Genomic DNA, 24,664 nt, shown 5'->3' with positions numbered 1-24,664 from the left:
GCTATTTCTTCATCCCGACCCGCCGCCGCATCTCGGCGGTGATCGACTGACGGGTTTTCTTCAAATCCTTCCAAGGTTCATCACCGACCTCGGCCAGGCGTTCATGCACAGTGTGCACGTTCCACTGATTGCCACCCTTGAGCTCGCCCACCTCTTCGCGAAAGATCGGTACCGACACCGGCAGCCCTTCGCGGGTGCGCACGGCGTAGGCGCAGATGGTCGTGGCACCGAGACCATTGCGCAGGTAATCGATGAAGATCCGCCCGACCCGGTTCTTCGGTCCTGACACAGCGGAAAAACGCTCCGGCAGCAACTTGGCCATGTGGCTGACGATCGCGTGGCTGAAGTCTTTCACCTCATCCCAACCCAGCTTGCGAGTCAGTGGCACCACCAGGTGAATCCCTTTGCCGCCGCTGGTCTTGAGGAACGCCTTGAGCCCCAGTTCATCGAGTACCGAGAGGGTCAGCTGGGTGGCTTCGACCATGCTTTTCCAGGGCAGCGCCGGGTCCGGGTCGAGGTCGAGGACGAAGCGGTCGGGTTTGTCGAAGTTGTCCGAGGTGGCGTTCCAGGTGTGCAGCTCGACGGTGCTCATCTGCACGGCGCCGATCAGGGCTTCAGCGTTGTTGATGATCATCACCGGTTGGCCGGTGAGTGCCTTGTCCAGGGTGGTGATCCCCGGAATGGCCAGGCGTTCGGCGTTCTTCTGGAAAAACAGTTCGCCGTTGATGCCGTCCGGGGCGCGCACCAGAGCCACCGGCCGGTCCTTGAGCTCAGGCAAAATCCATTCGGCGACGCTGGCGTAATACTCCGCCAGTTGCACTTTGGTGGTGCCGCTGCTGGCGTCAATCACCCGGTCCGGGTGAGTGATGCGGACTTTGCCCTCGCCCAGGCCGATTTGTGAGGGCGCGGGCGCGGCTTTCTTTTTGGCAGGAGTGGAAGGTTTTTCGGCAGTGGTTTTTTTCGCGGCTGAAGTCTTCACGGCTTTCGGACGCTCCTCGGTAATGTCTTCGGCAGGTTTGTCGTCACGCAGGCCATGGAACACCGCATGACGGACTGAACCTTCTTTGGTCATTTCGGCAAAAGCGACCTCAGCCAGCAGCGTGGGTTTGAGCCAGTGCACACCCTTGGCATCAAAACCGCTCGGCGGATTGACCACTGAGATCTTTTTGGTCTGCAACGGTTTCAGTTGCTCGTAAATGCGCTTGAGCGTCGTCTCGTTGAACCCGGTGCCAACCTTGCCCGCGTAACGCAACTCACCGCTGTCGCGGTCATGCAACCCCAGCAGCAGCGCACCGAAGGCATTGCGCGAGCCTTTCGGGTCGGTGAAGCCGACGACCACAAATTCCTGCCGATGCTTGCACTTGAGCTTGATCCAGTCGCTGCTCCGTCGAGAAACGTAAGACGAGCCCAGACGCTTGCCGATCAGCCCTTCCATCTGCATTTGGCAGGCGCTGTTGAGCAGCGCTTCCGGTTCTTCACTAAACGCATCGGAGAAGCGCAGCAGCGGATCTTTGTTGGGGTTGAGCACTGTCGACAGCGTGACCCTTCGCTCCTCGACAGGCACCTCGCGCAGGTCCACGCCATTGAGGTAAGGCATGTCGAACAGGTAGTAAACGATGTTGCCGCTGCGGCCCGAGTCGAAGGCGTTTTGCAAGGCCTGGAAGTCCGGCACACCCTGCTCGTCGGCGACCACCATTTCCCCGTCGAGCCAGGCCGATTCGAGACCCAACGCCGCTAACGACTCGGCTTGTCTGGGCAGTTTGTGGGTCCAGTCGTGGCCGTTGCGAGTGAACAGTTTGACCTCGTCGTGGTCGATGCGCGCCATGATCCGATAGCCATCGAACTTGATCTCGTAGCTCCACTCGCCGCCCGGGGCCTTTTCGACCAGCGTCGCCAGTTCCGGTTTGAGCAGCTCCGGCAATTTGGCTTTGCGGGCGCCCGTCAATGGCGCCGATTTTTCCTTGCGCGCCGGGGCGGCGGTTTTTTTGACGGGTTTGGATTTGGCAGCGGTCTTCGGCTTTTTGGCAACGATGGTCCGGTCACTGAGCACACTGTCGGGCTCGGCGGCGACCACGTCGTAATCACTTTCGGGTTTGGCCGCGCCGTCCTGATGCTTGATCAGAAACCATTGCTCCTGCTTGCCCGGCATGTGCGTGCGCACCAGGTTCCACAGGCCGCCGAGCTTCTCGCCTTTCAGCTCGAATTTGAGCTTGCCCTTGGCGTACGCCTCGGCCGGATTGTCCTGAGGAATCCACACCCCACGGTCCCAGACAATGACGTCGCCGGCACCGTAATGCCCTTCGGGAATGCTGCCCTCGAAGGTGGCGTAATCAATTGGATGGTCTTCGACGTGCACCGCCAGGCGCTTGACCTTGGGGTCCAGTGACGGGCCTTTGGGCACCGCCCAGCTTTTCAGCGCGCCATCGAGCTCCAGGCGAAAGTCGTAATGCAGGCGCGAGGCGTCGTGCTTCTGGATGCAGAACTGCAAGGCATGGTCTTTCGCGGTTTTTTTGCCCGAACGTTTGCCGGCAGCCGGTTCAGAGGTTGCCGAGAAATCGCGCATGCGATTGTAATCGTCCAGGCTCCTGGTCATGGCGCACCTGCTGACGAGGTCACGGTGCCCCCGATGCCTGGGCCGATACGCGTGACAATCAGGGCGACGACGGCAATTCGTTCCACCCGCTGATAGCCAGGGGTCAACAGTTCTTCACCGAACACATCGGGGTCGAGTTCGTGGTAGGTCCAGCCGAACATCGGCGATTCCAGATACGGAGTCACCGCATCCAGAAACGGGTCGAGACCATCGATCATCGCCACGCCGGTGTACAGCACCAGGGAGCCACCGGGGGCCAAGCGATACAGGGCTTGCTCGACAATGCGCAACGACAATTGCGCGCCCAGCGCCCCACCGCCGTGCCGGTAAGCACGCTCGGCCGGGTCGGCCATGTACGGCGGATTGGCGACGATCAAGTCGAAGTGGCCGTCGACGTCCTGCAGCACATCGCTGGCCTCGATGCTGACGTTAGCCACCTCGGCGAGCGCGGTATTGACTGCCGTCATGCGTAACGCCAACGGGTTGATGTCCACGGCCAACACCTCGGCTTCACGGCGCGCGCGGGCAATCACAATCGCCCCGACACCCGCGCCGCAACCAATGTCCACGGCGCGCCTGATCGGCGCGAAGCTCTGTTGCAGATGGGCGTGAATCAGTTGTGCAAAACGATAAGTGTCGGGGCCGAAGAACACCGCGTCAGCGGCATCAGTGGGGTAACCCGAATGCACGAACAACAGGTCATCGAGGCTTGACCAACGCACATGACTTTTCAGTCGACCATTGCATTCCTCGAGGACGCCTGCCTGTTGCAACTGCCGCTGTTCATCCACCGACAACAGACCAGGCTCAAACGGCCGTGACCAGCCGAACACTTCGCGCAGGGTCCGGGCGCTTTGCCCAAAGGAGCGATCATTGACCCGCTGATGGGTCAGCGGCGTTGGCGTGATGAAACGATAACCGTCGGCCTGCAAGCGGCGCCCCAGTTGCAGTAAGGCCAGATCGGCGGCGCTAAGGTGTTCTTCCTGATTCATGAAGGGCTCCCTATCGAAAACCGGATTTGAGTTCGATGAACCGTCGCGTGGCCATCAGGCCAGCGGGGTGGGCGTGCCGATGGGCAGACAACCACGGAATCAAGACTTGCATTTGCTCGTCGGCGGCAAGTCCTTTAAGTGTAGCGTGCAGGCTTTGGACATCCGGGTCATTGACGGGCACGGGCGGTTCGGTCGCGGCACGGTTGCCGCGTCGAACCGCGGCCGGCGCTCGCTCAGGTCGCCAGTCTCCGGCGATCCAGTCGTGCAGCAGCTGTTTTTCGTAGGGGCTGAACACCCCGAACATGGCCGCGCCGTCGCCATCGACCAATTGCCAGAAACGGCTGGCTTGCGGGTCCTGGTGGCGCTTGATCCAGCCCTTGTTTTCCATCGCGCTGAGGAAGCCTGGCAACTGCTCCGGCGACGACAACCATTGATTGACGGTCTTGCCTTCAAACCGGCAGTAGTCGGAATGCATGTGCTGACCAAACGGGCGCTTGCGCTCAAGCATGCTCAGCAACTCGCCGTGCAGGTCGAACGACTCGATGATCGCGCGACTGCCCTGCCCCAGATCGTTGAGCCGATAACCCAGCGCAACCCTGCGCAGAAAGTCTTCGCGGTCGGCTTCCACCGGCAGCAATTGCAGCACCGACTGCACGGCCTTTTGCGCGTGGCCGGTGCTGGCATTGTCGATGGTCACGTGCAGGGTGAAGTAATACGGATCGATGCCCAGTTCGCTGAGTTCATAGGCGCTGATCAGCAAATGCAGCGGCAGTTGTTCATAGCCGAGGTTGTAGCCGATCACTTCCGGCAAAAAATCGTCGCTGCAATAACCCAGCGCCAATTGCACCGCGCCTTGCAGGTAACGCTCGTCAGGGATAAACGCGTTGTCCAGCAAGCCATGTTCGGCGAGCAGCTTGCGGTAGATCACCACATGATTTTGCGCCGGGTTGCCGTCGCCCAGCTCTTCCAGATAGGTGCAAATCAAGCCTTCGAAACGCGGGTCATGCCAGTGCCGCAGCAGCCCATACAGCCACGCGCCGTCCACCAGTTTGGTCGGGGCAACGGCTTGCAGGAAAAACAATGCGTGCGCCTTGTTGGTGAAGAACTGCCGCGGTCCGCCTTCTTTGCGCTTTTGCAGGTAGTCGGCGTATTGGCGAGCCACCTCGGCGAAGTGCTGTTCGACAAAGGATTGCAGTGTCGACAGGTCGTGCGGCATGTCCTCGGGCAGGTCCGTTGCTTGCGCAAGTTGAGCCTCGAGGAAGGTTTTGCCGAGTGCGCGCTGGTGTTCGGCATCGTCGCTCAGCAGTAGCTGTTCATAGATAAGCTTCAGGCTACCGACGGTCAGGATCGCGCGTTCGTGGGCCGGCAGGGATTCAAGTCGTGTCAGGGCAGTCATGGGCATGTCTCTCGGTCTGAGGCCAGTGGCAGGACGCTCAATCAGCACGTCTCTACATCAGCAGAGCGACACCCCCGGAAAAAAATTCCATCGGCGTTGAAATCGCCCGGACAGACGGGCGTGTGGCGCGGCACCCGGCGCCAGATCAAGTGAATATACTCAGCGAGTGTGGACACACCCTTCGGAGAGCAATCATGCGAACGGTTCATGTCATCGAGCCCGAAAAAACCCCCGACCCGGTCAATGTCGTGGGTGAGGCCATCACCATTCTTGCGGGCGGGGATCTGAGCAAACCTTTTGAAATGCATATCCAGGAAGGCGTGCAAGGCGGCGGGCCGCCCCCACACTTTCATCCTTGGGACGAAGCGTTCTACGTCATTGACGGGCAGGTGGAAGTGACGGTTGCGGGCAAGGCCACCACCGTTTCCCCCGGGGGCTATGTGCATATTCCCGGTGGGACTATTCATGCTTACAAGAACATCAGTGCGACGGCGAAGATGATCGGCGTGGTGTCTGATCCGCGCGGTGGTCAGTTCTTTGCCGCGGTGGATCAGCTCAAAGTGCCGCAGGATTTGCCGCAGATCCTGGCAATCGCCGAGAGTTTCGGCGTTACGTTTCTGGTGCCGAAAGCCCCCATGACCTCGTAGGCGTTGCAACCAGCATCACCGCGTCATCGTTCTTCGCGAGCAAGTCGAATCGTCGCACCGCCGCTCCCACACTGGATCTGTATTGAACACAAAAAATACATTCACTGAAGATCTAATGTGGGAGCGGCGGTGCGACGATTCGACTTGCTCGCGAAGGCAACCTGACAGCCAACTTTTTTTTGTGGATGAACCTCAAACAGTGCCACCTCTGGCCTGTTGCTCCAGATGCACTTGCAGCTCTGGATCGATACTCAATGCCGCAGCCAGTTCATCCAGATAGCTGCGTTCAGCATCCTGCTGATCGTCCACCAGCATCACACTGGCCAGGTACATCTCCGCCGCCATGCCGGAATCCGTGGCCGACTGCGCCACATCGGCGGCGTCCAGCGGCCGTGCGACTTCGTCATCCAGCCATTGCTGGAGCTCTGGGTCATCCGTGTGGCGGCCGATTTCGGTGCTGATCATCTGCTTCTCGGCGTCATCAATCCGGCCATCGGCCTTGGCCGCCGCAATCAATGCCCGGAGGATCGCATGGCTGTGGTCCTCGACTTCCGGACCGGACAACAGATCGACAGTACGCGGTGCCTGTTGCGGCGCCGAGGCCTGGCTGCGTTGCCAGGCTTGATAGGCCTGGAATGCCATCATTCCGAGCGAAGCCAGCGCCGCGTAACTGGTGCCACCACCCGACCGAGTCTGGGTCGAACCGCCCATGGTTGAGCCACCGCCCAGCAGACCACCGAGCAAACCACCCAGGCCACCGCCCCCAGCACTTGACCCGGCACCACCGCCCAACAGGCCGCCGAGCAATCCACCGAGACCGCCGAGGCCACCTTGGGCCGACGCGCCACCGCCACCCTGTTGCGACATTGAGCCCTGGCCGGCCCGCAGAAGTTGTTCGAGCAAATCGCTGGTGTTCATAACGATGTCCTCATCGGTTGGAGTGATCCAGTCAGGCAACGATAGTCCTCGCCGACAAATGCGCCACCACCGTTTGGCTGACGTGAAACCCTTATCGCACTTGACCCCGATGACCCTCGGCTGCGAGTGTTCTACCCTCGCAAACCCGATGCCCACAGGATCAACGAACACATGGACCGCACTCTGATTGTCGTCAGCGATATCATCGAACCTGAAGTCGAGCACGTACTCAGCGCCGGGCTGAGTGCCTTCAATGATCAGATGACCGGAGTCAATGACCGCCAGTCGCTGGCGGTCACGGTCCGCGATCCGGACACCCATCGAGTGCTGGGCGGTATCACTGGGCGTACGTCGCTCGGACTGCTGTTTCTTGATCTGTTCTACTTGCCCGAGTCACTACGAGGCTCCGGGATCGGTTCTCGACTGCTCAACGCGTACGAGGACGAAGGCCGTCGTCGCGGTTGCCGCTCGGCGGTGCTCTATACCCTCAGTTTCCAGGCCCCGCAGTTCTATGAAAAACACGGCTGGCAGCGTTTCGGCGAAGTGCCTTGCGACCCGCCAGGCACGAGTCGGGTGTTCATGAGCAAGGCGCTGTGAATGAGCCTGTCTGCAGCCGATCAATCCGCCGATCACTGCGCTTGAGTAAAACGTATCGCCCTGCGCCGATGTTTCATTTAATACCCCGAATTTATCCGGGGTATTTTTTTGCGGCCCAGCTAAGATTTACAGATGGTGAACCTTATCCCCGGATACCCGGTCGATACATGCAACCTGACTTGGTTTGCCGACACCCCCAATTGAAGGGGTGATAACAGGCTTGCTTCACTTTTTGGAGAACGCCCCCGTGATATCGACCCTACACATCGCCAGGCTCAAAGCATGGGGCGCCCATGGTTTTACCGCCACCGGCGTGGTCACTGCCTTCCTCGCGACCCTCGCCCTGCTGGAAAACCAGGCTACAAACTGCCTGCTGTGGCTGGGCGTCGCCCTGATCGTCGATGGGCTGGATGGCGCGTTGGCACGCAAGGTCAATGTCCAGTCGGTACTGCCAAGTTTCGATGGCTCGATCCTCGATCTGGTCATCGACTACCTGACGTACGTGTTTATCCCCGCGCTGTTCATTTATCGTTACATCCCCTTGCCGGACTACACGCTGCTGCTGTCCGTGTCGCTGATTCTGGTCTCGTCGCTGTTTTGCTTCTGCAACGTCAACATGAAGAGCAAAGACAACTACTTCCAGGGCTTCCCTGCCGCCTGGAACGTGGTCGCCCTGTGCCTGTACATCATCGCCCCGTCGCCGTGGATCACCTTTCTCACCATCATCGGCCTGGCGCTGTTGACCGTGACCCGGATGAAGTTCCTCCACCCGTTTCGCGTGCGCAAGTTCATGCCGATCAACATCGCGGTAACGGCCATCTGGCTGCTGTGCAGCTTGTCGCTGGTGGTCAACCATCCGGTGATCAACCCGCTGGTGATGGGGCTTTGGCTGCTGATGTCGGCTTACTTCCTGGGGATCTGCATCTGGCGCACGGCGCTGGAGTGGTTCGAAAGCTCGCGGTAATAAAGGAATGTAGAGCGTGGCCATCCATATCGTGCGCCTCGGTTCACCGCGCGCAGCCAATGAAGGCCTGCGCCTGGGCACGGTGCGTCGCCCACCGCGTAGCGTGCCGAAAGCCGAGTTTGCCAGTCGGGATTTTTATGACGTGTGGCAGCCGCTGCTGTCTCCCAGTGCAGAACTGGTCGCAGAAGCCAAAGCGGCAGAAGACGCCAAGGCGTGGGAAGCCTTCAAGCGCAAGTTCAAGACCGAAATGACCCACGCGGCGCCCAGCCAGTTGCTCGATTTGTTGGCGGCGTTGTCCCACCAAACGTCACTGGCCATTGGCTGTTATTGCGAAGATGAAGCGCATTGCCATCGGTCGGTATTGCGGGAGTTGTTAACGGCGCGTGGTGCGCAGCTCAAATAGTCGCTGGCGCAGGCTATTGCGACATTGACCGCTCAAGATTGGACTAAAGGATTTTGGTAAGGACACAAGGATCGAGGTCTTAAAAATGAATAACCAGATTCGACTCGCCACCCCTGACGATGCCACAGCCATCAGCCAGGTCATCATTCAATCGCTGCGCCAGTCCAATGCCCTGGACTACCCGCCCGACGTCATCACCCAGGTAGAGAAAAGCTTTTCTACCGAGGCCATCCGCGTGTTGTTGAGCCAACGTCAGGTCTTTGTCGCCACCCTCGATAAGCGTGTAGTCGCCACGGCCAGCCTTGATCAAGACGTTGTACGCAGCGTATTCGTTGACCCAGGCCATCAGGGGCGCGGACTCGGCAGGCAGTTGATGGCAACCCTTCAATCTGTCGCCCAAGACGCTAAAATCGAAGTATTGCGCGTCCCCTCCTCCATTACCGCAGAAGCCTTTTACTTCAAGCTGGGTTATCGAAAAATCCGCGACGAGTTTCACGGGGACGAGCGCACGATCATTATGGAGCGGCGTTTGACGTCCATTGTCGACGCCTCGACGTCAGTTAATTGGGCTGACATTCAAAATAAGTAGGAGTCGATCGATGCGCATCGCCTTGCTGTCAGACATCCATTTGTCAGTCAACGCGTTACCTTTTCCCGATGTGGATGCCGATATTGTCGTCCTCGCTGGAGACATCTCCCGACCGGCTGCGGCCATTGAGTGGGCCAGATCGTGCCCTGTTCCAATCGTATACGTGGCAGGGAATCACGAGTTTTACGGCAGTGACTTGATCTCTACCTACCAGCACTTGAACAGGTTGTCGGAAGGCACACAGATCCACGTATTGGAACGCTCGGAGTATCTCCACAACGGCGTGCGGTTTTTGGGTTGCACCTTGTGGTCTGACTATCGACTTTTCGATTCCGCAGAGGATCGGGCACAGGGCGTTGATCTGGCTACGAAGCTCATGCGGGACTTCACCCACATAAAAATCTCGCCAGATTTTCCAGACCTGTTCAGCCCGGCAGTTTCCCAACTGGTTTTTTTACAGACAGTCGCCTGGCTGGAAGACTGCTTCACCCGCGACAGAACCACTCCCACGGTGGTGGTTTCGCATTTTGCACCGACACGGTTGAGCATAGGCCCGCTGTTTGAGAATTCGCCGATTAACGCGAGTTTTGTTTCAGACCTCGAAGACCGGATAAAAGTCTGGCAACCGGCACTTTGGCTGCATGGCCATACCCATGGGAGCTTTGACTACCAGGTGGGCAAAACTCGCGTCATTTGCAACGCCCGGGGCTATGCAAAAAATGGCATTAATGAAAATCCGGAATTCAATGGCTCATACGTGATTGACCTGGATATCTGAGGCAACACGGCCCTGCCTCCTGCAAGCTGGATCCAGAAAACCGAGCAAGGCCTGCCGGGTGTCTTGCCAGGCCGCCGGATGTTCCATATCGAGGAAGTGCCCGGCATTCTTGATGGTATGGAACCGGGACTGAGACGCATGATCGGCGAACAGCCGGGCATCTTCGACCGAGGTGTACTCATCCCATTCGCCGTTGACAAACAGCAGCGGGATTTCGATGGCATTGGCACAGGCGACATAGCAATGGGTGTCTTGGGTCAGCACCTCATTGACGTGAAAATGCATCTGCCTGTACTCGTGCTCGGCCAGGCTTCTGACATGGCGGTCATTAAAGCGTTTGAACAGCGATGGCAGGTGCTTGCCGATTGTGCTGTTGATCAAGCGACCGACATTGAGGCGGTCGCAAGCCTGGAGATGGTTCAGGCCGCTCTCCAGGTAATCGCGCATCGGTGTATTGATACGCGCTGCGAATGAATTGATCACCGCCTTCTCGATTCGTCGCGGCCGTTGAGCCAGCGCCAGCAAGGTAGCCGCACCGCCCCAGGAAAAGGACAGCACGTGGTGTGCACCAAAGTGTTCGATTAAATCCAGCAGTATCGCGGCCTCGTCTTCCTTTCGGATCGGTTGGCCGTGGAGGTTGTGTTGCTTCGACTGACCGGCGTAGGGCTGGTCGTAGAGAACCACATTGAATCGCGGCTGCAGGTAACGCACCGTTTGGGCAAAAGATGCGGTCGTTGCCAGTGAGCCGTTGACCAGAATGATGGTCTTGTCAGCGGCAGTGTTGAGATAGTGCTCGGTATAAACCTTGTACTTCTCGCAGATCTCGACAATGGCAGTTTTCGGCATCATGACATTTACTTCCTTGAACCCATTGGACTAAGCGCACAGCGTTTGGGATGCCCACAGGGCCCTATCGCAGACAGCAGAACACGTGGGCCTGACAGCGAAGTGCCAGGCCAATACATCAATAACTCAGGGTTGTTTTCAAGCATCAACGCATAGGCCTCCTCGGGCTTAATCTGGCAACACGGACAAGCAACAACAGCGCGAGGGTGCTCGGATGGCTGTCGTGACCAATTAGTCACTGACTGACCATATGTTCAGAGTTAAGCAGGGATTTCCCCGTCTGCAAGAACGCAGACGAGTTATTGCGTCGAAGACGGCGTGATGGTCGAACGATGTCACCCAAGACGAAGCGACTCGCGAAAGCTCCGCGGGCGGCCATCCCATGTTCGCGGATCACTTCCCGGGGGACGCCCCCGAGTCATCGGTCCCGTCGAAATACTTGGCTATTGGCCCAGGCCTTGCTTTGGCATCTTTTGCGGCACCTGGTCATCTTTGCGGAATTTCGAGTGTTCATGCCTGATAGGGCTGAGTAGAAGATCGCTGATGATGATGCAGACCCCAAGTCTGGTGACGATCATGGCGTTTGTACAGGACCTGAACAGGGTGTTGATTGTGGTAAGCATCTAGACGACAGGCCGCCCCACTTTCAGGAATCCCCCCAAGGTTGGGGACTTTCGCCCGCCAAAGCTGGCAGGCTTATTAATTGCCAAACTTCATTAAAGGCAGGCTGGCCACGCTCCGCGCGTCAATCAAAAAATAATAAACAACAAGGGGAACCCTACCTTGAAAATTTCAACACTCTTCGTCGCGGGCACCCTTTTGGTTTCGGTCGCGGCTTCTGCTACAGGGATTATTCCCGTCCTCGACCTGGACTTCACAAGGTCGGCTGCTGAAACGCTGAAAAAACGGGGCATCAACGACGCTTGTATTATTGCCGCGTCAAACCCGAAAACGTTTACCTATTGCCGAGAAGGATCGCCAACGCTCTGGAAGTATCAGGCTTTGGATCTGGAGCAACAGTCGGCGATCCTGAATCGCGAAAAGCTGCACCTGACAGACTATGGGCAAATCACCGTCGCGGAAGCCGATAGCGCAGCCTGCCAACAAGATAACTCTGTGCCCTTCGTTAAACCGGCGATTACTCGTGGGCTAGCCCTCGGCCTGATCACCCTGCTTCTGTTGATCGGTTTGCGATATACCTACCGGGCAAGCCGCCGTCCGTAACCAAAATATGATTGGCAAAGGGTCGCGCAACTCTGCGCCAATCACGGGTAAGCACAGACTCAAAAAGCCGTTCTATTTGACGAGTCGCGTTTCCTTGGAAGGCCTGTATCCGAAGTACGAGCTATAGCACTTGCTGAAGTGGCTGGGCGATACAAAGCCACACGCAACCAACACGTCCACCTGGGACAGCTCTGTGTGCTGGAGCAGTCGACGCGCTTCGGTAATTCGCAGCTCCATGTAATACCGTTGCGGCGTTGTGCCCAGTTGCTCCTTGAACAAGCGCTCGAGTTGTCGACGCGAACGGCCGGCGTAAACCGCCAACTGCTCCAACTCCAGAGGCTCTTCGAGGTTGGCATCCATCAGTTTCACCACCTCGCGTAATGGCGCGCTCACACAGATATTTTCAGTCGGTTTTATGCGCCGATAACGCGACTCCTCGAAAGCCAGGATGTCCTCAATTCCCTCGACGAGGGCTTTGTCGTGCAAACCTTTGATCCAGTCCAGCGCCATGTGGAATGCCCCCGAGGGACTGGAAGCCGTCAGCCGGTCTCGATCAATGACGTAGGGCTCACTGGTGACATGCGTCGCCTTGGAGATTTCCGCGAGTGCGGGGCGATGTTCGGGGTGAATCGCGCAACGATACCCGTCAAGCAAGCCTGCCCTTCCCAGGAACCATGCGCCATTCCACAACCCGGCCAGACTGACGCCCAAGTCTGATGCAGCCCTCAACAGGGAGATGAGTTCATCCGTCGCTTTGAGCTCTGTCCTGTAGCCGCCACAAATGACCAGAAGATCCAGGTCCTGGATCGCTGAGCCATCGAAACGGGTATCCGGCCGAATGACCAGGCCCAGGTCACTGATGACTTCCTCATCGGTCAAGCCGAACGTTCGGGAAGAAAACAACCCGGGTCGCAGAAGATTCGCAGTGACAATCGTATCCAGTGCTTGCGTGAATGCGGGTAGCGAGAAGTGTTCGAGCAACAAAAATCCTGCCCGAACCATTTGTGTCGTCTCGTTGGGGTTCTCATTCAGATAGCGGAGATTTTTCCCCTTCATGCCTCCGCTAAATTGGCGTCGTTCGATCAATGTTTGATCCACTCGGTTACGTTAACGAACCTGTCGTTTGGCTCGTAAATGACGCGCAATGCTAACTGCAAAAGCTTCAAAACCACTAACGCCATTATGCGACTGATCAGGCATCGCGGTGATGTTCGCCGGCCTATTCAAGCGGTTGCCACACAAGGCAATCCGATCCCTGTTGCATGCCGGACTCAGGGATTTTCGAACTTTTGCGGACAAGTAACTGACCTCGGAGGACCTCTTGAATCGCAGGCGTATCAGGGTTCTCCAATTGCGCGCAAATGATGCCGACCGCGCGATTCACCATATCGCCAACCGGTTGAACGTAAGTCGTCAGCGAAAAGACCGGCCAGGATGCCAGGGCAATGTCATCGAAACCGACGATTGAAATGTCGTTGCCCGGTTTGAGCCCGAACTCCTCGCGAGCCACGTTAATGGCGCCCAACGCCATAATGTCATTCGCGCAAAAAATGCCGTCGGGTGGATTGGCGCTCGACAGCAGACGGCGAGTGGCGTCCATTGCGCCGTCAAACGTGTAATGACCCACTTCGCGCTGCGGCACTGGATGCCCGAGACGTTGCAGCGTGTCCGCAAAACCTTTTTCCCGATCGCGGCTGGTCGATGAGCTTTCCTTGCCGGCCATAAAAGCCAACTGACGATGGCTGCCGGCAACCAGAAATTGCGCAATTTCCATGCTGCCTTGGGCATTGTCACTGGTCACGCTGGAAATGCTGCTGCTGTCATTTCTACGGTTTAGTAGCACGACGGGCAAACCGATCTGTTTGCACTCTTCTGCAAAACGCGAAGACAGGCTGGCCGATACCAGAACCAGGGCCTCAACGCGGTAGCCGAGTACCTCTTCGAGCACCGGGTCGGAGTCTTCGTGATTCGCGGTGGAGAATAACAGCACGCGATAACCCAGCTCTTCGAACGCCGCCGACAAAGCCTCCAGCACCGCTGAATAAAAGGGGTTCTCCATGCTGGGCGCGACCACGCCGATCAAGTTGGATCGGCGCTTGATCAACGAGCGCGCCCATTGATTGGGGCGGTAACCCAAGGTCGCTGCCGCTTCCTCGACTTTCTTGCGCGTCTTGGGAGAAACACTGGCGCCCTTGGTAAAGGTTCGCGAGACCGCAGACTGGGAGACACCGGCCAACCTGGCCACATCATGGGCCGTGATCGGATGCCGGGATTGCTCGTTGGAATCTGCCATTGCGTCTGCGCCCAATTTTGAAATGCCGATCATACCTGCCATTCACCGCGACGTGTGTTGCCTGGCCGTTTCGCGAGCGAACGCTTCAACCTCACCCTGCGCAATTTTCGGTTTTTTCCCCCTCCCCCTTTTCATCGCCCTTCGGAATGGCTTAGGATTGCCCTTCATTGCATACGTATGCAAATCCAAAAACAACAACACTCAGGAACTCATCCCATGGCAACTTGGCTCAAAAAAGGCGCGGAAGCATCCGTCATCAAATCGGCAGCCCGCGAAGTGCGTGACACCGTCGAAAAGACCCTGGCCGATATCGAAGAGCGCGGCGATGCTGCGATTCGAGACCTCTCTATCCGTTTCGATAACCTTGATCGGGAGGATTACCGACTCACCAGCGCCGAGATCGATGCGTGCATGGCGCAGCTGACCAAACGCGACATCTCCGACATCGAATTCGCCCAGACCCAAGTGCGCAATTTCGCTCAGCACCAACGCAACAGCCTGCAAGACCTGGAAGTCGAAACCCTGCCAGGCGTAATCCTCGGCCACAAAAACATTCCAGTGAATGCCGCAGGTTGCTATGTGCCGGGCGGCAAATATCCGCTGCTGGCTTCAGCACACATGTCGGTGATCACCGCCAAGGTGGCCGGTGTACCGCGCATCATCACCTGCGCCCCGCCTTTCCATGGCAAACCGGCCCCGGCCATTGTTGCCGCGCAGTACATGGCGGGCGCCGATGAGATTTACTGCCTGGGCGGGATTCAGGCGATCGGCGCCATGGCCCTGGGCACCAAGTCGATTGCTCCAGTCGACATGCTGGTCGGCCCAGGCAACGCTTTTGTCGCCGAGGCCAAACGCCAATTGTTCGGCCGGGTCGGAATCGACTTGTTCGCGGGGCCCACCGAAACGCTGGTGATCGCGGACGAAACGGTCGATGGTGAAATCTGTGCCACTGACCTGCTCGGTCAAGCCGAACACGGCCCGGATTCGCCTGCGATTTTGCTGACGACGTCGGAAAAACTGGCGCGCGAAACCATGGCTGAAATCGAGCGCCTGCTGCAGATCCTGCCGACTGCCGGCATTGCCCGCCAGGCCTGGGAGAGTTTCGGCGAAGTGATCGTGGCTGAAGACGAACAGGAAATGCTGGCCATCGCCAATGACCTGGCGTTCGAGCATGTACAAGTCATGACCCATGACCCGGACTTCTTCCTGAAAAACATGCGCAACTACGGCGCGCTGTTCCTCGGCCCGCGCACCAACGTCTCTTACGGCGACAAGACCATCGGCACCAACCACACCCTGCCCACCAAGAAAGCCGCGCGTTACACCGGCGGCCTGTGGGTCGGCAAGTTCATCAAGACCTGTACTTATCAGAAGGTCATGACCGACGAAGCATCGGCGCTCATTGGTGAGTACTGCTCACGCCTGTGTGCGCTGGAAGGATTCTCCGGACACGGCGAACAGGCCAACATTCGTGTCCGTCGTTACGGTCACAAGGATGTGCCGTACGCCGGTATCGCAGAGTAACAACACCTGGCTAAAAAGGGCCGCGACCGTTGCGCGGCCCAACAACAAAAAATCACAGCCAGTGCGCAGCCCATTCCTCGCCCCCTCTGCGCGACAGGCTCAGCCTCGAAGGACATCCCATGAGTGTCATCATCGCCTTGTTGGCGCTGTTCGCTTTAATGCTCGCAGCGTATCGGGGATATAGCGTCATTATCTTCGCGCCGCTCGCTGCACTTGCTGCCGTCTTGCTCACTGACCCCAGCGCGGTAGCCCCGGCGTTCAGTGATATTTTCATGGACAAGATGGTTGGCTTTATAAAGCTCTACTTTCCTGTATTTTTGCTGGGCGCCGTGTTCGGCAAATTGATTGAGCTGTCCGGTTTTTCCCGTTCGATCGTCAAGTCAGTCATTCACCTGCTCGGTGGCAGCCAGGCCATGCTGGTCATTGTTCTGGTCTGCGCGCTGCTCACCTACGGCGGCGTTTCGCTGTTTGTGGTGGTGTTTGCGGTCTATCCATTTGCGGCGGAGATGTTCCGTCAAAGCAATATCCCCAAGCGACTCATGCCGGCAACGATTGCCCTGGGTGCGTTCACCTTCACCATGGATGCGTTGCCGGGTTCGCCGCAGATCCAGAACATCATCCCGACCACGTTTTTTGGCACCACGTCCTGGGCCGCACCCTGGCTGGGCGTGCTGGGATCGTTGTTCGTGCTGATCGGCGGCATGCTGTATCTCGAACGCCAGCGTCGCAAAGCCCAGCGTGCGGGCGAAGGCTACGGCACTGATCTGCGCAATGAGCCGGAAACACCCCAGGACATCGCCCTGCCCCATCCGCTGGTGGCGCTGTTGCCCTTGCTGTTGGTCGGCGTGATGAACCTGGCCTTTACCCATTGGATTCCACACTGGTATGGCAGCGTTTATGACATTGACTTGCCAGGGTTGAAGGCGCCGATCCAGACACAGGTGTCGAAGATGATCGCCATCTGGTCGGTCCAGGCGGCGTTGCTGGTCGGGATTGTCACGGTCTTCGTGTTCAGCTACAGCACCATCTCCCGCAAGCTGGCCGAAGGCAGCCGTACCGCCGTCAGCGGTGCGATGCTTGCGACCCTCAATACCGCGTCCGAATATGGTTTCGGTGCAGTCATCGCGGCGTTGCCTGGCTTCGTCGCTGTCGTTGAGGCGCTGAAGGTCATTCCCAATCCCTTGGTCAATCAGGCCATCACCATCAACTTGCTGGCGGGTATCACCGGGTCGTCATCAGGCGGCATGAGCATTGCGCTTGCCGCCATGTCAGACACCTTTATCGCCTCAGCCAACGCCGCGCACATCCCCCTGGAAGTCATGCATCGCGTGGCGGCCATGGCCGCTGGTGGCATGGATACCCTGCCTCACAACGGCGCGGTCATCACGTTGCTGGCGGTCACCGGTTTGACCCACCGTCAGGCCTATAAGGATATTTTCGGCATGACCCTCTTCAAGGTACTGGCGGCGTTTTTCGTGATCGGTGTGTATTACATGACCGGGATTGTCTGATTTGACTTGAATGTACAAAAGACAACGGCAACCCTCAGGGTTGCCGTTTTTTTGTGATCTATACACGCCGATGATCAGAAGCTGTGTGTGATGGACAGAGCGCCTAAACGATGGCGGGATACCCATCGACACTATCGGGCCAAGGGGACAGAACCTCGAAGCCGTCGTCAGTAACCGCGACCATATGCTCCCACTGAGCCGAGAGTGAGTGGTCCTTGGTGACCACGGTCCAGCCATCAGCCAGCGTTTTCACATGGCGTTTTCCAGCGTTCAACATGGGTTCAATGGTGAAGATCATGCCGGCTTTCAGTTTCAGGCCCTGGCCTGGGTAGCCGTAGTGAAGGACCTGCGGCTCATCGTGATAAATCTTGCCGATACCGTGACCGCAGTATTCACGCACGACGCTGAATCCGTCTCTTTCGGCCACCGTCTGAATGGCATGGCCAATGTCACCCAGCGTAGCGCCGGGGCGGACGACCCGAATACCGGCACACATCGCTTCATAGGTCGTCTTTGCCAGGCGTCGGGCATCCGGGCCGGGCTCACCCACGAAGTACATGCGACTGGTGTCGCCGTACCAACCCTCCTTGATAACGGCAATGTCGATATTGACGATGTCGCCATCCTTTAGTGGCGTGGCCGAAGGAATGCCATGGCAGACCACTTGGTTGACCGATGCACACACGGTTTTCGGGAAACCGTGATAGCCGACATTGCCCGGAATGGCTTTCTGCACGTTGACGATGTAGTCGTGACAGAGCTGATCCAGTTCGTCGGTGGTGACCCCCGCTTTGACGTGGGGAGCAATCATGGCCAGGACCTCGGCGGCCAGCGTGCCCGCGGCACGAGACATGGCTATTTCTGCCGGGGTATTGAGCGTCACATTGGTCTTCATTACTTGGCTCCGGACGCTGCATCAACCTGGGCGCTTTGCGAAAAATCGGCGAGTGCGCAAAGCTGTTTTACATCGAGGCCGCCAGCCAGTTCGGCACGAATCAGCACGCGGCAGATGTCGCTGTGGTCCAGGTTGGGATGTAACTCCGCAAGCATCCCGATGCGCATCCAGTGCTCAGCTTGTGCGTTGATCGAGCGACTCAACGCATCGCTGGCGACGCGCAGATTCTCGTGCATGGCTTCTGAAATTTTTACGATACCCACTGTCCAATCCAATATGAAATGTATATGGATCGTATATTAGTCGGTAGTCGTGTGAAATTGCAATTTCACGGACAAAACGCGCTGAGGCAGCCTGGATTGAAGGCGGGTCAGGTGCAGCCGATGGTGGTCTGGTTCAGACCGGCACGCTAGTGGTGTACTTCACCCGCGATAGCGCGAACTGTGAGCTGGCATTCGCGACAGAGGGATGTCGCAACAGGGTGTGCATCAAGAATTGCTCGTAGTCTCGAATATCAGCCGCGACGATCCGAAGCAGGTAATCCCATTCACCCGATAAGGTATAGCACTCGAGAATGTTCTCCTGGTCTGCAACGAAGCGTTCGAAGGCTTCGGCATCCTGCTCGCCGTGGGACTTGAGCCGCAGCGAGCAGATCACATCGACATCGCGATTGACTGCCCGTCGATCAATCAAGCGAACGGTAGCCCCAAGGATGCGTGCCTCTTCCAATGCCCGGACTCTTCGCCAGCAGGAGGCTGGCGAACTGGACACGGCTTCAGCCAGCGCTGTTCCATTGAGGCTGGCATCGGACTGCAAGGTACGAAGGATACGTCGGTCCAGATTATCGAGCTGAATGGTTTTTTCCATTTTAAGCCTACTTGTGAATTCAGGATTTCATAGTAGTGCAACACCACGGAATACTGATCAAACAATTTCTGCGCCAGTCGGCAAACTAGCCACTCAGTTTGTCCGTCACTCTTTTCCCTCCAAACCAGGCGATCTGCCTCGGTAGGAACGCGAACCGCAAAGTGCTCCGCGCCTAGGCTCGTGCGCGCTGTCGCGGTGGAGATCTCATGCAGAAAATCAGTTTCTCCCCGGCCTGCATCGTCATCCTCTCGGGCGTGGTCGCCGCCCTGCACTTGGGTAAGGTTTCCCCGGCCATTCCCGCTCTCCAGGCCTCGTTGAACCTGACGATGGTGCAGGCAGGGTTCCTGCTATCGCTGACGCAACTGGCGGGTATGCTTGCCGGCGTTATGATCGGTGTATTCAGCGATGGCCTGGGGCTGCGCAGAAGTATCATTAGCGGTCAGATGATCCTGTGCGTCGCCAGTGTCATTGGTATGGGGGCGCGGCAGCCCGATGAGCTGCTGATGCTTCGAGCCCTGGAAGGCTTGGGCTTCTTGCTCACAACATTGCCGACACCTGGATTGATACGACAACTGGTTTCTCGCGAGCGCCTGGCTTTACATCTGGGGTTGTGGGGATGCTACGTAGCGATCGGTACTTCCATTGCTTTTATCGCCGGCCCCACATTGATAGAAACGATGGGATGGCAAGGGTGGTGGGGCGTTCCGGCCATCTGTTCGGCTGCAATGATTATCTGGCTTGTGCGAGCCGTGCCATCCGATCGACAGCGCCGGCCACCAGAGACTGCCTCTGCGCGGTGGACAGCGGTCCCCAGTGAAGTCTGGACGCATCGACTATGGACAACGCTGAAGGCGAGCGGCCCCTGGCGTGTAGGCATCGCCTTTGCCATGTACGCGGGGCAGTGGATTGCCGTCATCGGCTTTCTGCCGTCTATCTATGCCGACTCCGGTTTGTCGGGGCCGATGGCAGGAGCGCTGACGGCATTGGCCGCGTTCGTCAATATCGGCGGAAGTGCCTCGGCAGCGCTGTTGCTGCATCGGGGTATCAGTGCCAGACGGCTGTTGTTGGTGGGATACACTTGCATGGCCATCATGACGCTGTTCGCTTTCGGCCAGTTCACTCAAGGCATGCCTGTCGTGCGTTATGGCGCCGTACTGGTCTTTTCAGCCGTCGGCGGGGTAATCCCCGGGACGCTATTCATGATCGCAGTGAACGTTGCACCCAGTGAACGAACCGTGTCGACGACGGTGGGTTGGGTGCAGCAGATTTCATCAATGGGCATGTTTGTAATGCCACCACTGCTGGCCAAGTTGGCCAGTTACGCTGGTGGGTGGCATTGGACCTGGGTGGCGTCTGGACTGGCCTCTTTGATTGGCCTACTGCTCGCGACTGGCTTGGCACAAGACGATCACGTCCCCTCTATACCAGAGCCTGAAACCTTATGTACCCCGATCCGGTGAGAGGCGGCTGAACTACTTGCGCTCTCGCTCTTCATACCACTGCATGAACGCTTCGGCGCTTACCGGTCGGCAGACGTGAAAACCCTGGACCATGTCGCAGTGGTAACCGCACAGAGCATCAAGCACGTCGGATGTTTCTACGCCTTCGGCGATGACCGCCATGCCAAGATTGTGACCAAGATCGACAACGCTCCGTACTATTAACTCATTGGCTTGATCGCTTTGCATGGCCAGTACAAAGGATTTGTCGATCTTGAGTTCACTGATGGGCAAATCCTTCAACTGAGCCAGACTCGTATAGCCGACGCCGAAATCATCGATGGCGATATGGATGCCCATCGTATGTAACTGTCTCAGGATGGTACGAGCAGCATCGGAATCGAGCATGATGGCGGACTCGGTCACTTCGAGAACGAGCATATTGGCGGTCAGTTTGTGGTGCTCAAGCAGATCGACGATCTGAAACACCAGCTTGTCGTCCAGCAGGTTGCGCGCAGAAATGTTCACGGCAACCGGTATGCATATCCCGGCATCGGCCCAGGCCCGCACTTGAGACAGCGCGAGGTTCAGCACGTATTGAGTCAGGGAGCCGATGATCCCGGTGAGTTCGGCAAACGGAATGAACTCATCCGGATTCACGAGACCGCGCACCGGATGCTGCCAGCGCACCAACGCCTCGACGCCGGAGACTTCTCCTGTGCTCAGACTGACCTTGGGCTGGTACTCCAGGAACAATTCGCCGCGATCCAGACCTCGCCGCAATTCGCCGAGCATTGCCAGGCGTTCCGGAGAGCGCCGATCCCCTCCCGGGTCGTAGGCGAGTATGCCCTTGCCCTGCTTCTTGGCGGCATACATAGCGATGTCGGCGCGCTGCATGAGCGTCGAAGGATCGTCACCGTGCAGACCTGAAACCACTACCCCAAAGCTGGCCTCGACATCCAGTTCGATCCCATCGATTTCGAACGATGCGGTAATCGCGGTGTGCAGCCGTTGCGCTGCTTTCAAAGCCCCCTCCAGGCCTTCGACGGAGGGAAGCAGAATCGCAAACTCATCACCTCCCAACCGGGCGACCGTGTCGATTTCCCGCGCTTCACTGATCAGCCGCTTGCCGATCTGGTCGAGCAGGCCGTCCCCGTAGTGGTGCCCCAGGGTGTCGTTGACGTCCTTGAATCGGTCAAGATCGATCAGCAACAGGCCGGTGGTTGCCCCCTGACGGCGGCCAAGGCGCAGTGCTTGCTCGAAACGGTCGGCCAGGAGGGTCCGGTTGGCCAGCCCGGTGAGCTTGTCATGCAGCGATGCGTGCAAGGCGTCCTTGCGTTGACTGTCGAGCTCGACACGTGTGCGCCGCAGCACTTGGGCGAACAGGCCCACGAGAAACAGCCCGGCGATAAAAACGATTGGCGTGCTATTCGCGTTGAAAGCCTCCCGTCTGCGCAGCTTCTCCAGCGCCACGATAGACTCCTCGTGGTGATCGGCAGCGGCTTGCAAAACGACTCTTTCAATCTTTTCAAACCGCGGGTCGCCCTCGTCATTGTCGATCCGGCGCTCCTCGGCATCATTCCCACCGTCAACGGCCTTGAACAACTTGTTGACGCTTTCCAGGTAGAGAGTCAGTGCCGTGCGAACGTGCTCGACAAGGAGGCGGTCCACAGGCGATCCGGAGCGGTGAATACGCTCGAGTGCATGCGTCAGCACCTGCACGGTTTCATTGAAACGACGAAGCACTTGCGGGCCCGGTTCCAAGCGATACAGACGCTCCAGCGACTCGGCTGCAGCCACCGCAGTCGCAGCCGCTGTGTAGTGGTCGGACAGAACGCTCGAGGCGATCGCCTCCTGCCCCAGGCGGCCGGTGGTGATTGAAGACCACACCGCAAAGCCGCTGATTGTCAGCAGTACAACAACCAGACCATAGCGCGCCCACCTGCTGGGTATGGTGTTACTCCAACGTATAAGCCTGGATACGGCGATGACATGTGCAAAGGTTTCAGGATGCTCTGGACTTGCTGGCGGTAAATTGCTCATGCGCTACCTCATGTAGACGTGGCTGCTTCCATTCATTGGCAATGTCCACCAAACCTTGAGCTTAGTCGAAAACGAAACTGACCTTGTTTAATCGATAGTGGCTGTGCAGTGTTGATGTCTCTAAAACCAGCCGTGGATTCCAGGACGCACCTCTAACGCTTGCCCAAGGGACTTCAATAGCTGAGGGAATGAAGTGCTGAGCAATCATCGTTTGTACCCCTACTTGATGATACTCAGAATTCGTGGCGCAGGCGTTAGCCGTTGTTCTTCCAATTGATCGAGTCAGTACCCGCCAGAAAGAGAGCGATTCACCCTTTCACACCGCACCATTCGACTCAGGAGATAACAATGAATAAAACCATTTCTCGTCGTAGCGGAGGTCAGATATTGGTGGATGCCTTACGCATCCATGGCGTCAAAAGAGCTTTTTGTGTTCCGGGAGAAAGCTACCTCGCGGTTCTCGATGCATTGCATGACGTGCAAGAAGAAATCGATCTGGTGGTGTGCCGCCAGGAAGGTGGGGCGGCCTATATGGCAGAAGCCTACGGCAAGCTCACTGGAGAGCCAGGCATCTGCTTCGTGACACGAGGCCCGGGTGCAACGAACGCGTCGGTTGGCGTTCATACTGCGTTCCAGGATTCATCGCCGATGATTCTGTTCATTGGCCAGGTCGCTCGCGATCAGCAGTGTCGCGAAGCCTTTCAGGAAGTTGATTTTCGCCAGATGTTTGGCCCCTTGGCGAAATGGGTCGTGCAAATAGACGACACCCGCAGAATTCCCGAACTGATCAGCCAGGCGTTCCACCGAGCGGTCAATGGCAGACCTGGGCCTGTAGTGGTCGCACTGCCGGAAGACATGCTGACCGAAATGGCGGAAGTCAGTGATGCCGGGCCTTTTAAACGCGTATTGATGACCCCGGCAGCCGAGCAAATGGCCGCCATGCAGCAACTGCTTGAGCGATCAGAGCGGCCATTGATGGTGCTGGGGGGCAGCGGTTGGGACACCGAGTCCGTGCACGACATCCGGCTTTTTGCTGAACAGCAAAATATCCCGGTTGCCGCCTCCTTTCGCTGCCAGGACCTGTTCGACAATCGACACCCGAACTATGTCGGCGATCTTGGTTTCGCCGCGTCGGCGCAGTTGTCCTCAGCGGTAAAAAACGCCGACCTGTTGTTGGTCGTGGGCTCAAGAATGGGTGAGGTTTCAACGGGCGGATATGCGGCCTTGAACATCCCGGTACCGAAGCAAACCTTGATCCATATTCACCAAGGCATCGAGGAACTGGGGCGGGTTTACCAACCTGCGTTAGCGATCAACAGCAGCATGTCGACCTTTGCCAAATCAGCCGCAAAGCTTCCAGCGGTGACCAGCCAAATAAAGAGTGAATGGACGCGCACCCTGAACAAAAACTACCGCGAAAATCTGCAACACTCGCCCTCCCCTGGCGATGTGCAAATGGCCGAAATCATTGAGTGGTTGAATCGCAGTCTTCCGGACGACACGATCCTGACCAATGGCGCCGGAAACTACGCCGTCTGGCTTCAACGCTTCTATCAGTTCCGCCAATACCGCACTCAGTTAGGCCCTACCAATGGCTCCATGGGCTACGGCGTTCCTGCGGCGGTGGCCGCCAAACTGACGTGCCCGGATCGAGTGGTGGTTTCGTTTTCCGGGGATGGCTGCTTCTTGATGAACGGTCAGGAGATAGCGACTGCAGCGCAATATGGCGCCAATGTGATTTTCGTTGTGATCAACAACGGAATGTACGGAACCATCAGAATGCACCAGGAACGCAATTACCCTGGACGCGTGTCAGGCACTGAATTGCTCAACCCGGATTTCGCCGCACTGGCCCAAGCCTATGGACTACATGGCGAGGTGGTCACCGCCACGTCGGAGTTTGCCCCAGCGTTTGAACGCTGCCTTGGTATGTCCCGGCCATCCTTGATTGAGGTCAGAGTCGACCCTGAAGCATTGACCCCTCGACTCAGCCTGACTCAGATCAGAGAGCAATCAAGCAACAAGTGAGCGGTAATTTCTTCTGTTTTGGGCGCCTGGTTCACGCGGTAAAAGGCGCCTTTTTTTAGTTCTTCCCTCCCACACAATGGTTCGCCTGCCTGCTACTGAATTGACAGCGGTGCGTTA

General features: G+C 57.7%; 22 protein-coding genes. 11 read left to right on the top strand and 11 right to left on the bottom strand.

The features are described 5' to 3' along the window. Window position 1 precedes the first annotated feature (1 nt). The 3 genes from ligD to ACA059_RS12325 are packed head-to-tail and all read right to left on the bottom strand — an operon-like array spanning window position 2 to window position 4,981. Entirely contained in the window at window positions 2-2,593 is a 2,592-nt protein-coding gene (gene ligD, locus ACA059_RS12335; protein ID WP_497634007.1) for a DNA ligase D, read from the bottom strand. Beyond that, a complete protein-coding gene (locus ACA059_RS12330; protein WP_497634006.1) occupies window positions 2,590-3,585 on the bottom strand; it encodes a methyltransferase in 996 nt (331 codons plus the stop codon). The genes ligD and ACA059_RS12330 overlap by 4 nt, the downstream gene beginning before the upstream one ends. A 10-nt stretch (window positions 3,586-3,595) precedes the next feature. After that, a complete protein-coding gene (locus tag ACA059_RS12325) occupies window positions 3,596-4,981 on the bottom strand; it encodes an iron-containing redox enzyme family protein (RefSeq protein WP_497634005.1) in 1,386 nt (461 codons plus the stop codon). A 194-nt stretch (window positions 4,982-5,175) separates the two neighbouring features. Between ACA059_RS12325 and ACA059_RS12320 the strand changes: the two genes are divergently transcribed. After that, window positions 5,176-5,628, top strand: a complete 453-nt coding sequence (locus ACA059_RS12320; RefSeq protein ID WP_497634004.1) for a cupin domain-containing protein — start codon at window positions 5,176-5,178, stop codon at window positions 5,626-5,628. A 192-nt stretch (window positions 5,629-5,820) separates the two neighbouring features. Here the strand turns inward: ACA059_RS12320 and ACA059_RS12315 are convergent, their stop codons facing one another. After that, window positions 5,821-6,546 carry a tellurite resistance TerB family protein gene (locus ACA059_RS12315; protein WP_497634003.1) on the bottom strand — a complete coding sequence of 242 codons (726 nt, stop codon included), beginning with the start codon at window positions 6,544-6,546 and terminating at the stop codon, window positions 5,821-5,823. Between the two features lie 171 nt (window positions 6,547-6,717). Between ACA059_RS12315 and ACA059_RS12310 the strand changes: the two genes are divergently transcribed. The 5 genes from ACA059_RS12310 to ACA059_RS12290 all read left to right on the top strand — a co-directional run bounded on the left by ACA059_RS12310 (window position 6,718) and on the right by ACA059_RS12290 (window position 9,877). Beyond that, a complete protein-coding gene (locus ACA059_RS12310) occupies window positions 6,718-7,143 on the top strand; it encodes a GNAT family N-acetyltransferase (protein WP_497634002.1) in 426 nt (141 codons plus the stop codon). Between the two features lie 247 nt (window positions 7,144-7,390). After that, window positions 7,391-8,107 carry a phosphatidylcholine synthase gene (gene pcsA / locus ACA059_RS12305; protein WP_129436727.1) on the top strand — a complete coding sequence of 239 codons (717 nt, stop codon included), beginning with the start codon at window positions 7,391-7,393 and terminating at the stop codon, window positions 8,105-8,107. A 16-nt stretch (window positions 8,108-8,123) separates the two neighbouring features. Further along, complete coding sequence (locus tag ACA059_RS12300; protein WP_497634001.1) at window positions 8,124-8,510, top strand: DUF488 domain-containing protein; 387 nt, start codon at window positions 8,124-8,126, stop codon at window positions 8,508-8,510. Between the two features lie 85 nt (window positions 8,511-8,595). Further along, entirely contained in the window at window positions 8,596-9,099 is a 504-nt protein-coding gene (locus ACA059_RS12295; protein ID WP_497634000.1) for a GNAT family N-acetyltransferase, read from the top strand. Window positions 9,100-9,109: 10 nt separating this feature from the next. Further along, window positions 9,110-9,877 carry a metallophosphoesterase gene (locus ACA059_RS12290; RefSeq protein WP_497633999.1) on the top strand — a complete coding sequence of 256 codons (768 nt, stop codon included), beginning with the start codon at window positions 9,110-9,112 and terminating at the stop codon, window positions 9,875-9,877. Here ACA059_RS12290 and ACA059_RS12285 read toward each other — a convergent pair. Further along, window positions 9,851-10,726, bottom strand: coding sequence for an alpha/beta fold hydrolase (locus ACA059_RS12285; protein ID WP_497633998.1), 876 nt, complete (start codon window positions 10,724-10,726; stop codon window positions 9,851-9,853). The two genes, ACA059_RS12290 and ACA059_RS12285, sit on opposite strands and share 27 nt — an antisense overlap. Before the next feature lie 780 nt (window positions 10,727-11,506). Between ACA059_RS12285 and ACA059_RS12280 the strand changes: the two genes are divergently transcribed. Continuing rightward, window positions 11,507-11,947 (top strand): hypothetical protein, encoded by a 441-nt coding sequence (locus ACA059_RS12280; RefSeq protein WP_497633997.1) that lies wholly within the window; start codon window positions 11,507-11,509, stop codon window positions 11,945-11,947. A 72-nt stretch (window positions 11,948-12,019) separates the two neighbouring features. On the opposite strand, the gene ACA059_RS12275 is transcribed toward ACA059_RS12280, so the two are convergent. Beyond that, window positions 12,020-13,003 (bottom strand): GlxA family transcriptional regulator, encoded by a 984-nt coding sequence (locus ACA059_RS12275; protein WP_497634661.1) that lies wholly within the window; start codon window positions 13,001-13,003, stop codon window positions 12,020-12,022. A 163-nt stretch (window positions 13,004-13,166) separates the two neighbouring features. After that, the gene (locus ACA059_RS12270) at window positions 13,167-14,240 is read right to left on the bottom strand and encodes a LacI family DNA-binding transcriptional regulator (protein ID WP_497633996.1); all 1,074 of its coding nucleotides are present in this window, start codon (window positions 14,238-14,240) and stop codon (window positions 13,167-13,169) included. Between the two features lie 216 nt (window positions 14,241-14,456). Between ACA059_RS12270 and hisD the strand changes: the two genes are divergently transcribed. Continuing rightward, entirely contained in the window at window positions 14,457-15,764 is a 1,308-nt protein-coding gene (gene hisD / locus ACA059_RS12265; protein ID WP_497633995.1) for a histidinol dehydrogenase, read from the top strand. Window positions 15,765-15,883: 119 nt separating this feature from the next. Beyond that, window positions 15,884-17,275, top strand: a complete 1,392-nt coding sequence (locus tag ACA059_RS12260) for a GntP family permease (protein ID WP_497633994.1) — start codon at window positions 15,884-15,886, stop codon at window positions 17,273-17,275. A 103-nt stretch (window positions 17,276-17,378) separates the two neighbouring features. Here the strand turns inward: ACA059_RS12260 and map are convergent, their stop codons facing one another. The 3 genes from map to ACA059_RS12245 all read right to left on the bottom strand — a co-directional run bounded on the left by map (window position 17,379) and on the right by ACA059_RS12245 (window position 19,037). Then, entirely contained in the window at window positions 17,379-18,170 is a 792-nt protein-coding gene (gene map, locus ACA059_RS12255) for a type I methionyl aminopeptidase (protein ID WP_497633993.1), read from the bottom strand. Continuing rightward, a complete protein-coding gene (locus ACA059_RS12250; protein ID WP_497633992.1) occupies window positions 18,170-18,433 on the bottom strand; it encodes a ParD-like family protein in 264 nt (87 codons plus the stop codon). The genes map and ACA059_RS12250 overlap by 1 nt, the downstream gene beginning before the upstream one ends. A gap of 133 nt (window positions 18,434-18,566) precedes the next feature. Continuing rightward, window positions 18,567-19,037: an Lrp/AsnC family transcriptional regulator gene (locus ACA059_RS12245; protein WP_497633991.1), complete on the bottom strand. Its 471-nt coding sequence runs from the start codon at window positions 19,035-19,037 to the stop codon at window positions 18,567-18,569. 206 nt (window positions 19,038-19,243) lie between these two features. Here ACA059_RS12245 and ACA059_RS12240 point away from each other — a divergent pair, with 206 nt between their 5' ends. Further along, a complete protein-coding gene (locus ACA059_RS12240) occupies window positions 19,244-20,497 on the top strand; it encodes an MFS transporter (RefSeq protein ID WP_497633990.1) in 1,254 nt (417 codons plus the stop codon). A 12-nt stretch (window positions 20,498-20,509) separates the two neighbouring features. On the opposite strand, the gene ACA059_RS12235 is transcribed toward ACA059_RS12240, so the two are convergent. Then, window positions 20,510-22,519 carry a putative bifunctional diguanylate cyclase/phosphodiesterase gene (locus ACA059_RS12235; RefSeq protein ID WP_497633989.1) on the bottom strand — a complete coding sequence of 670 codons (2,010 nt, stop codon included), beginning with the start codon at window positions 22,517-22,519 and terminating at the stop codon, window positions 20,510-20,512. A gap of 348 nt (window positions 22,520-22,867) precedes the next feature. Between ACA059_RS12235 and ACA059_RS12230 the strand changes: the two genes are divergently transcribed. Then, window positions 22,868-24,547, top strand: a complete 1,680-nt coding sequence (locus ACA059_RS12230) for a thiamine pyrophosphate-binding protein (RefSeq protein ID WP_497633988.1) — start codon at window positions 22,868-22,870, stop codon at window positions 24,545-24,547. Window positions 24,548-24,664 lie beyond the last annotated feature (117 nt).

The organism is Pseudomonas sp. LBUM1647 (assembly GCF_059716175.1).
Note: the sequence above shows the minus strand (reverse complement) of the source record. Positions and strands in the feature narration are given on the sequence as shown.

Coding starts and splice junctions, on each gene's coding strand:
- ligD (WP_497634007.1), bottom strand. CDS start 2,593: ATGACCAGGAGCCTGGACGATTACAATCGCATGCGCGATTTCTCGGCA.
- ACA059_RS12330 (WP_497634006.1), bottom strand. CDS start 3,585: ATGAATCAGGAAGAACACCTTAGCGCCGCCGATCTGGCCTTACTGCAA.
- ACA059_RS12325 (WP_497634005.1), bottom strand. CDS start 4,981: ATGACTGCCCTGACACGACTTGAATCCCTGCCGGCCCACGAACGCGCG.
- ACA059_RS12320 (WP_497634004.1), top strand. CDS start 5,176: ATGCGAACGGTTCATGTCATCGAGCCCGAAAAAACCCCCGACCCGGTC.
- ACA059_RS12315 (WP_497634003.1), bottom strand. CDS start 6,546: ATGAACACCAGCGATTTGCTCGAACAACTTCTGCGGGCCGGCCAGGGC.
- ACA059_RS12310 (WP_497634002.1), top strand. CDS start 6,718: ATGGACCGCACTCTGATTGTCGTCAGCGATATCATCGAACCTGAAGTC.
- ACA059_RS12295 (WP_497634000.1), top strand. CDS start 8,596: ATGAATAACCAGATTCGACTCGCCACCCCTGACGATGCCACAGCCATC.
- ACA059_RS12290 (WP_497633999.1), top strand. CDS start 9,110: ATGCGCATCGCCTTGCTGTCAGACATCCATTTGTCAGTCAACGCGTTA.
- ACA059_RS12285 (WP_497633998.1), bottom strand. CDS start 10,726: ATGATGCCGAAAACTGCCATTGTCGAGATCTGCGAGAAGTACAAGGTT.
- ACA059_RS12275 (WP_497634661.1), bottom strand. CDS start 13,003: ATGAAGGGGAAAAATCTCCGCTATCTGAATGAGAACCCCAACGAGACG.
- ACA059_RS12270 (WP_497633996.1), bottom strand. CDS start 14,240: ATGGCAGATTCCAACGAGCAATCCCGGCATCCGATCACGGCCCATGAT.
- hisD (WP_497633995.1), top strand. CDS start 14,457: ATGGCAACTTGGCTCAAAAAAGGCGCGGAAGCATCCGTCATCAAATCG.
- ACA059_RS12260 (WP_497633994.1), top strand. CDS start 15,884: ATGAGTGTCATCATCGCCTTGTTGGCGCTGTTCGCTTTAATGCTCGCA.
- map (WP_497633993.1), bottom strand. CDS start 18,170: ATGAAGACCAATGTGACGCTCAATACCCCGGCAGAAATAGCCATGTCT.
- ACA059_RS12245 (WP_497633991.1), bottom strand. CDS start 19,037: ATGGAAAAAACCATTCAGCTCGATAATCTGGACCGACGTATCCTTCGT.
- ACA059_RS12240 (WP_497633990.1), top strand. CDS start 19,244: ATGCAGAAAATCAGTTTCTCCCCGGCCTGCATCGTCATCCTCTCGGGC.
- ACA059_RS12235 (WP_497633989.1), bottom strand. CDS start 22,519: ATGAGCAATTTACCGCCAGCAAGTCCAGAGCATCCTGAAACCTTTGCA.
- ACA059_RS12230 (WP_497633988.1), top strand. CDS start 22,868: ATGAATAAAACCATTTCTCGTCGTAGCGGAGGTCAGATATTGGTGGAT.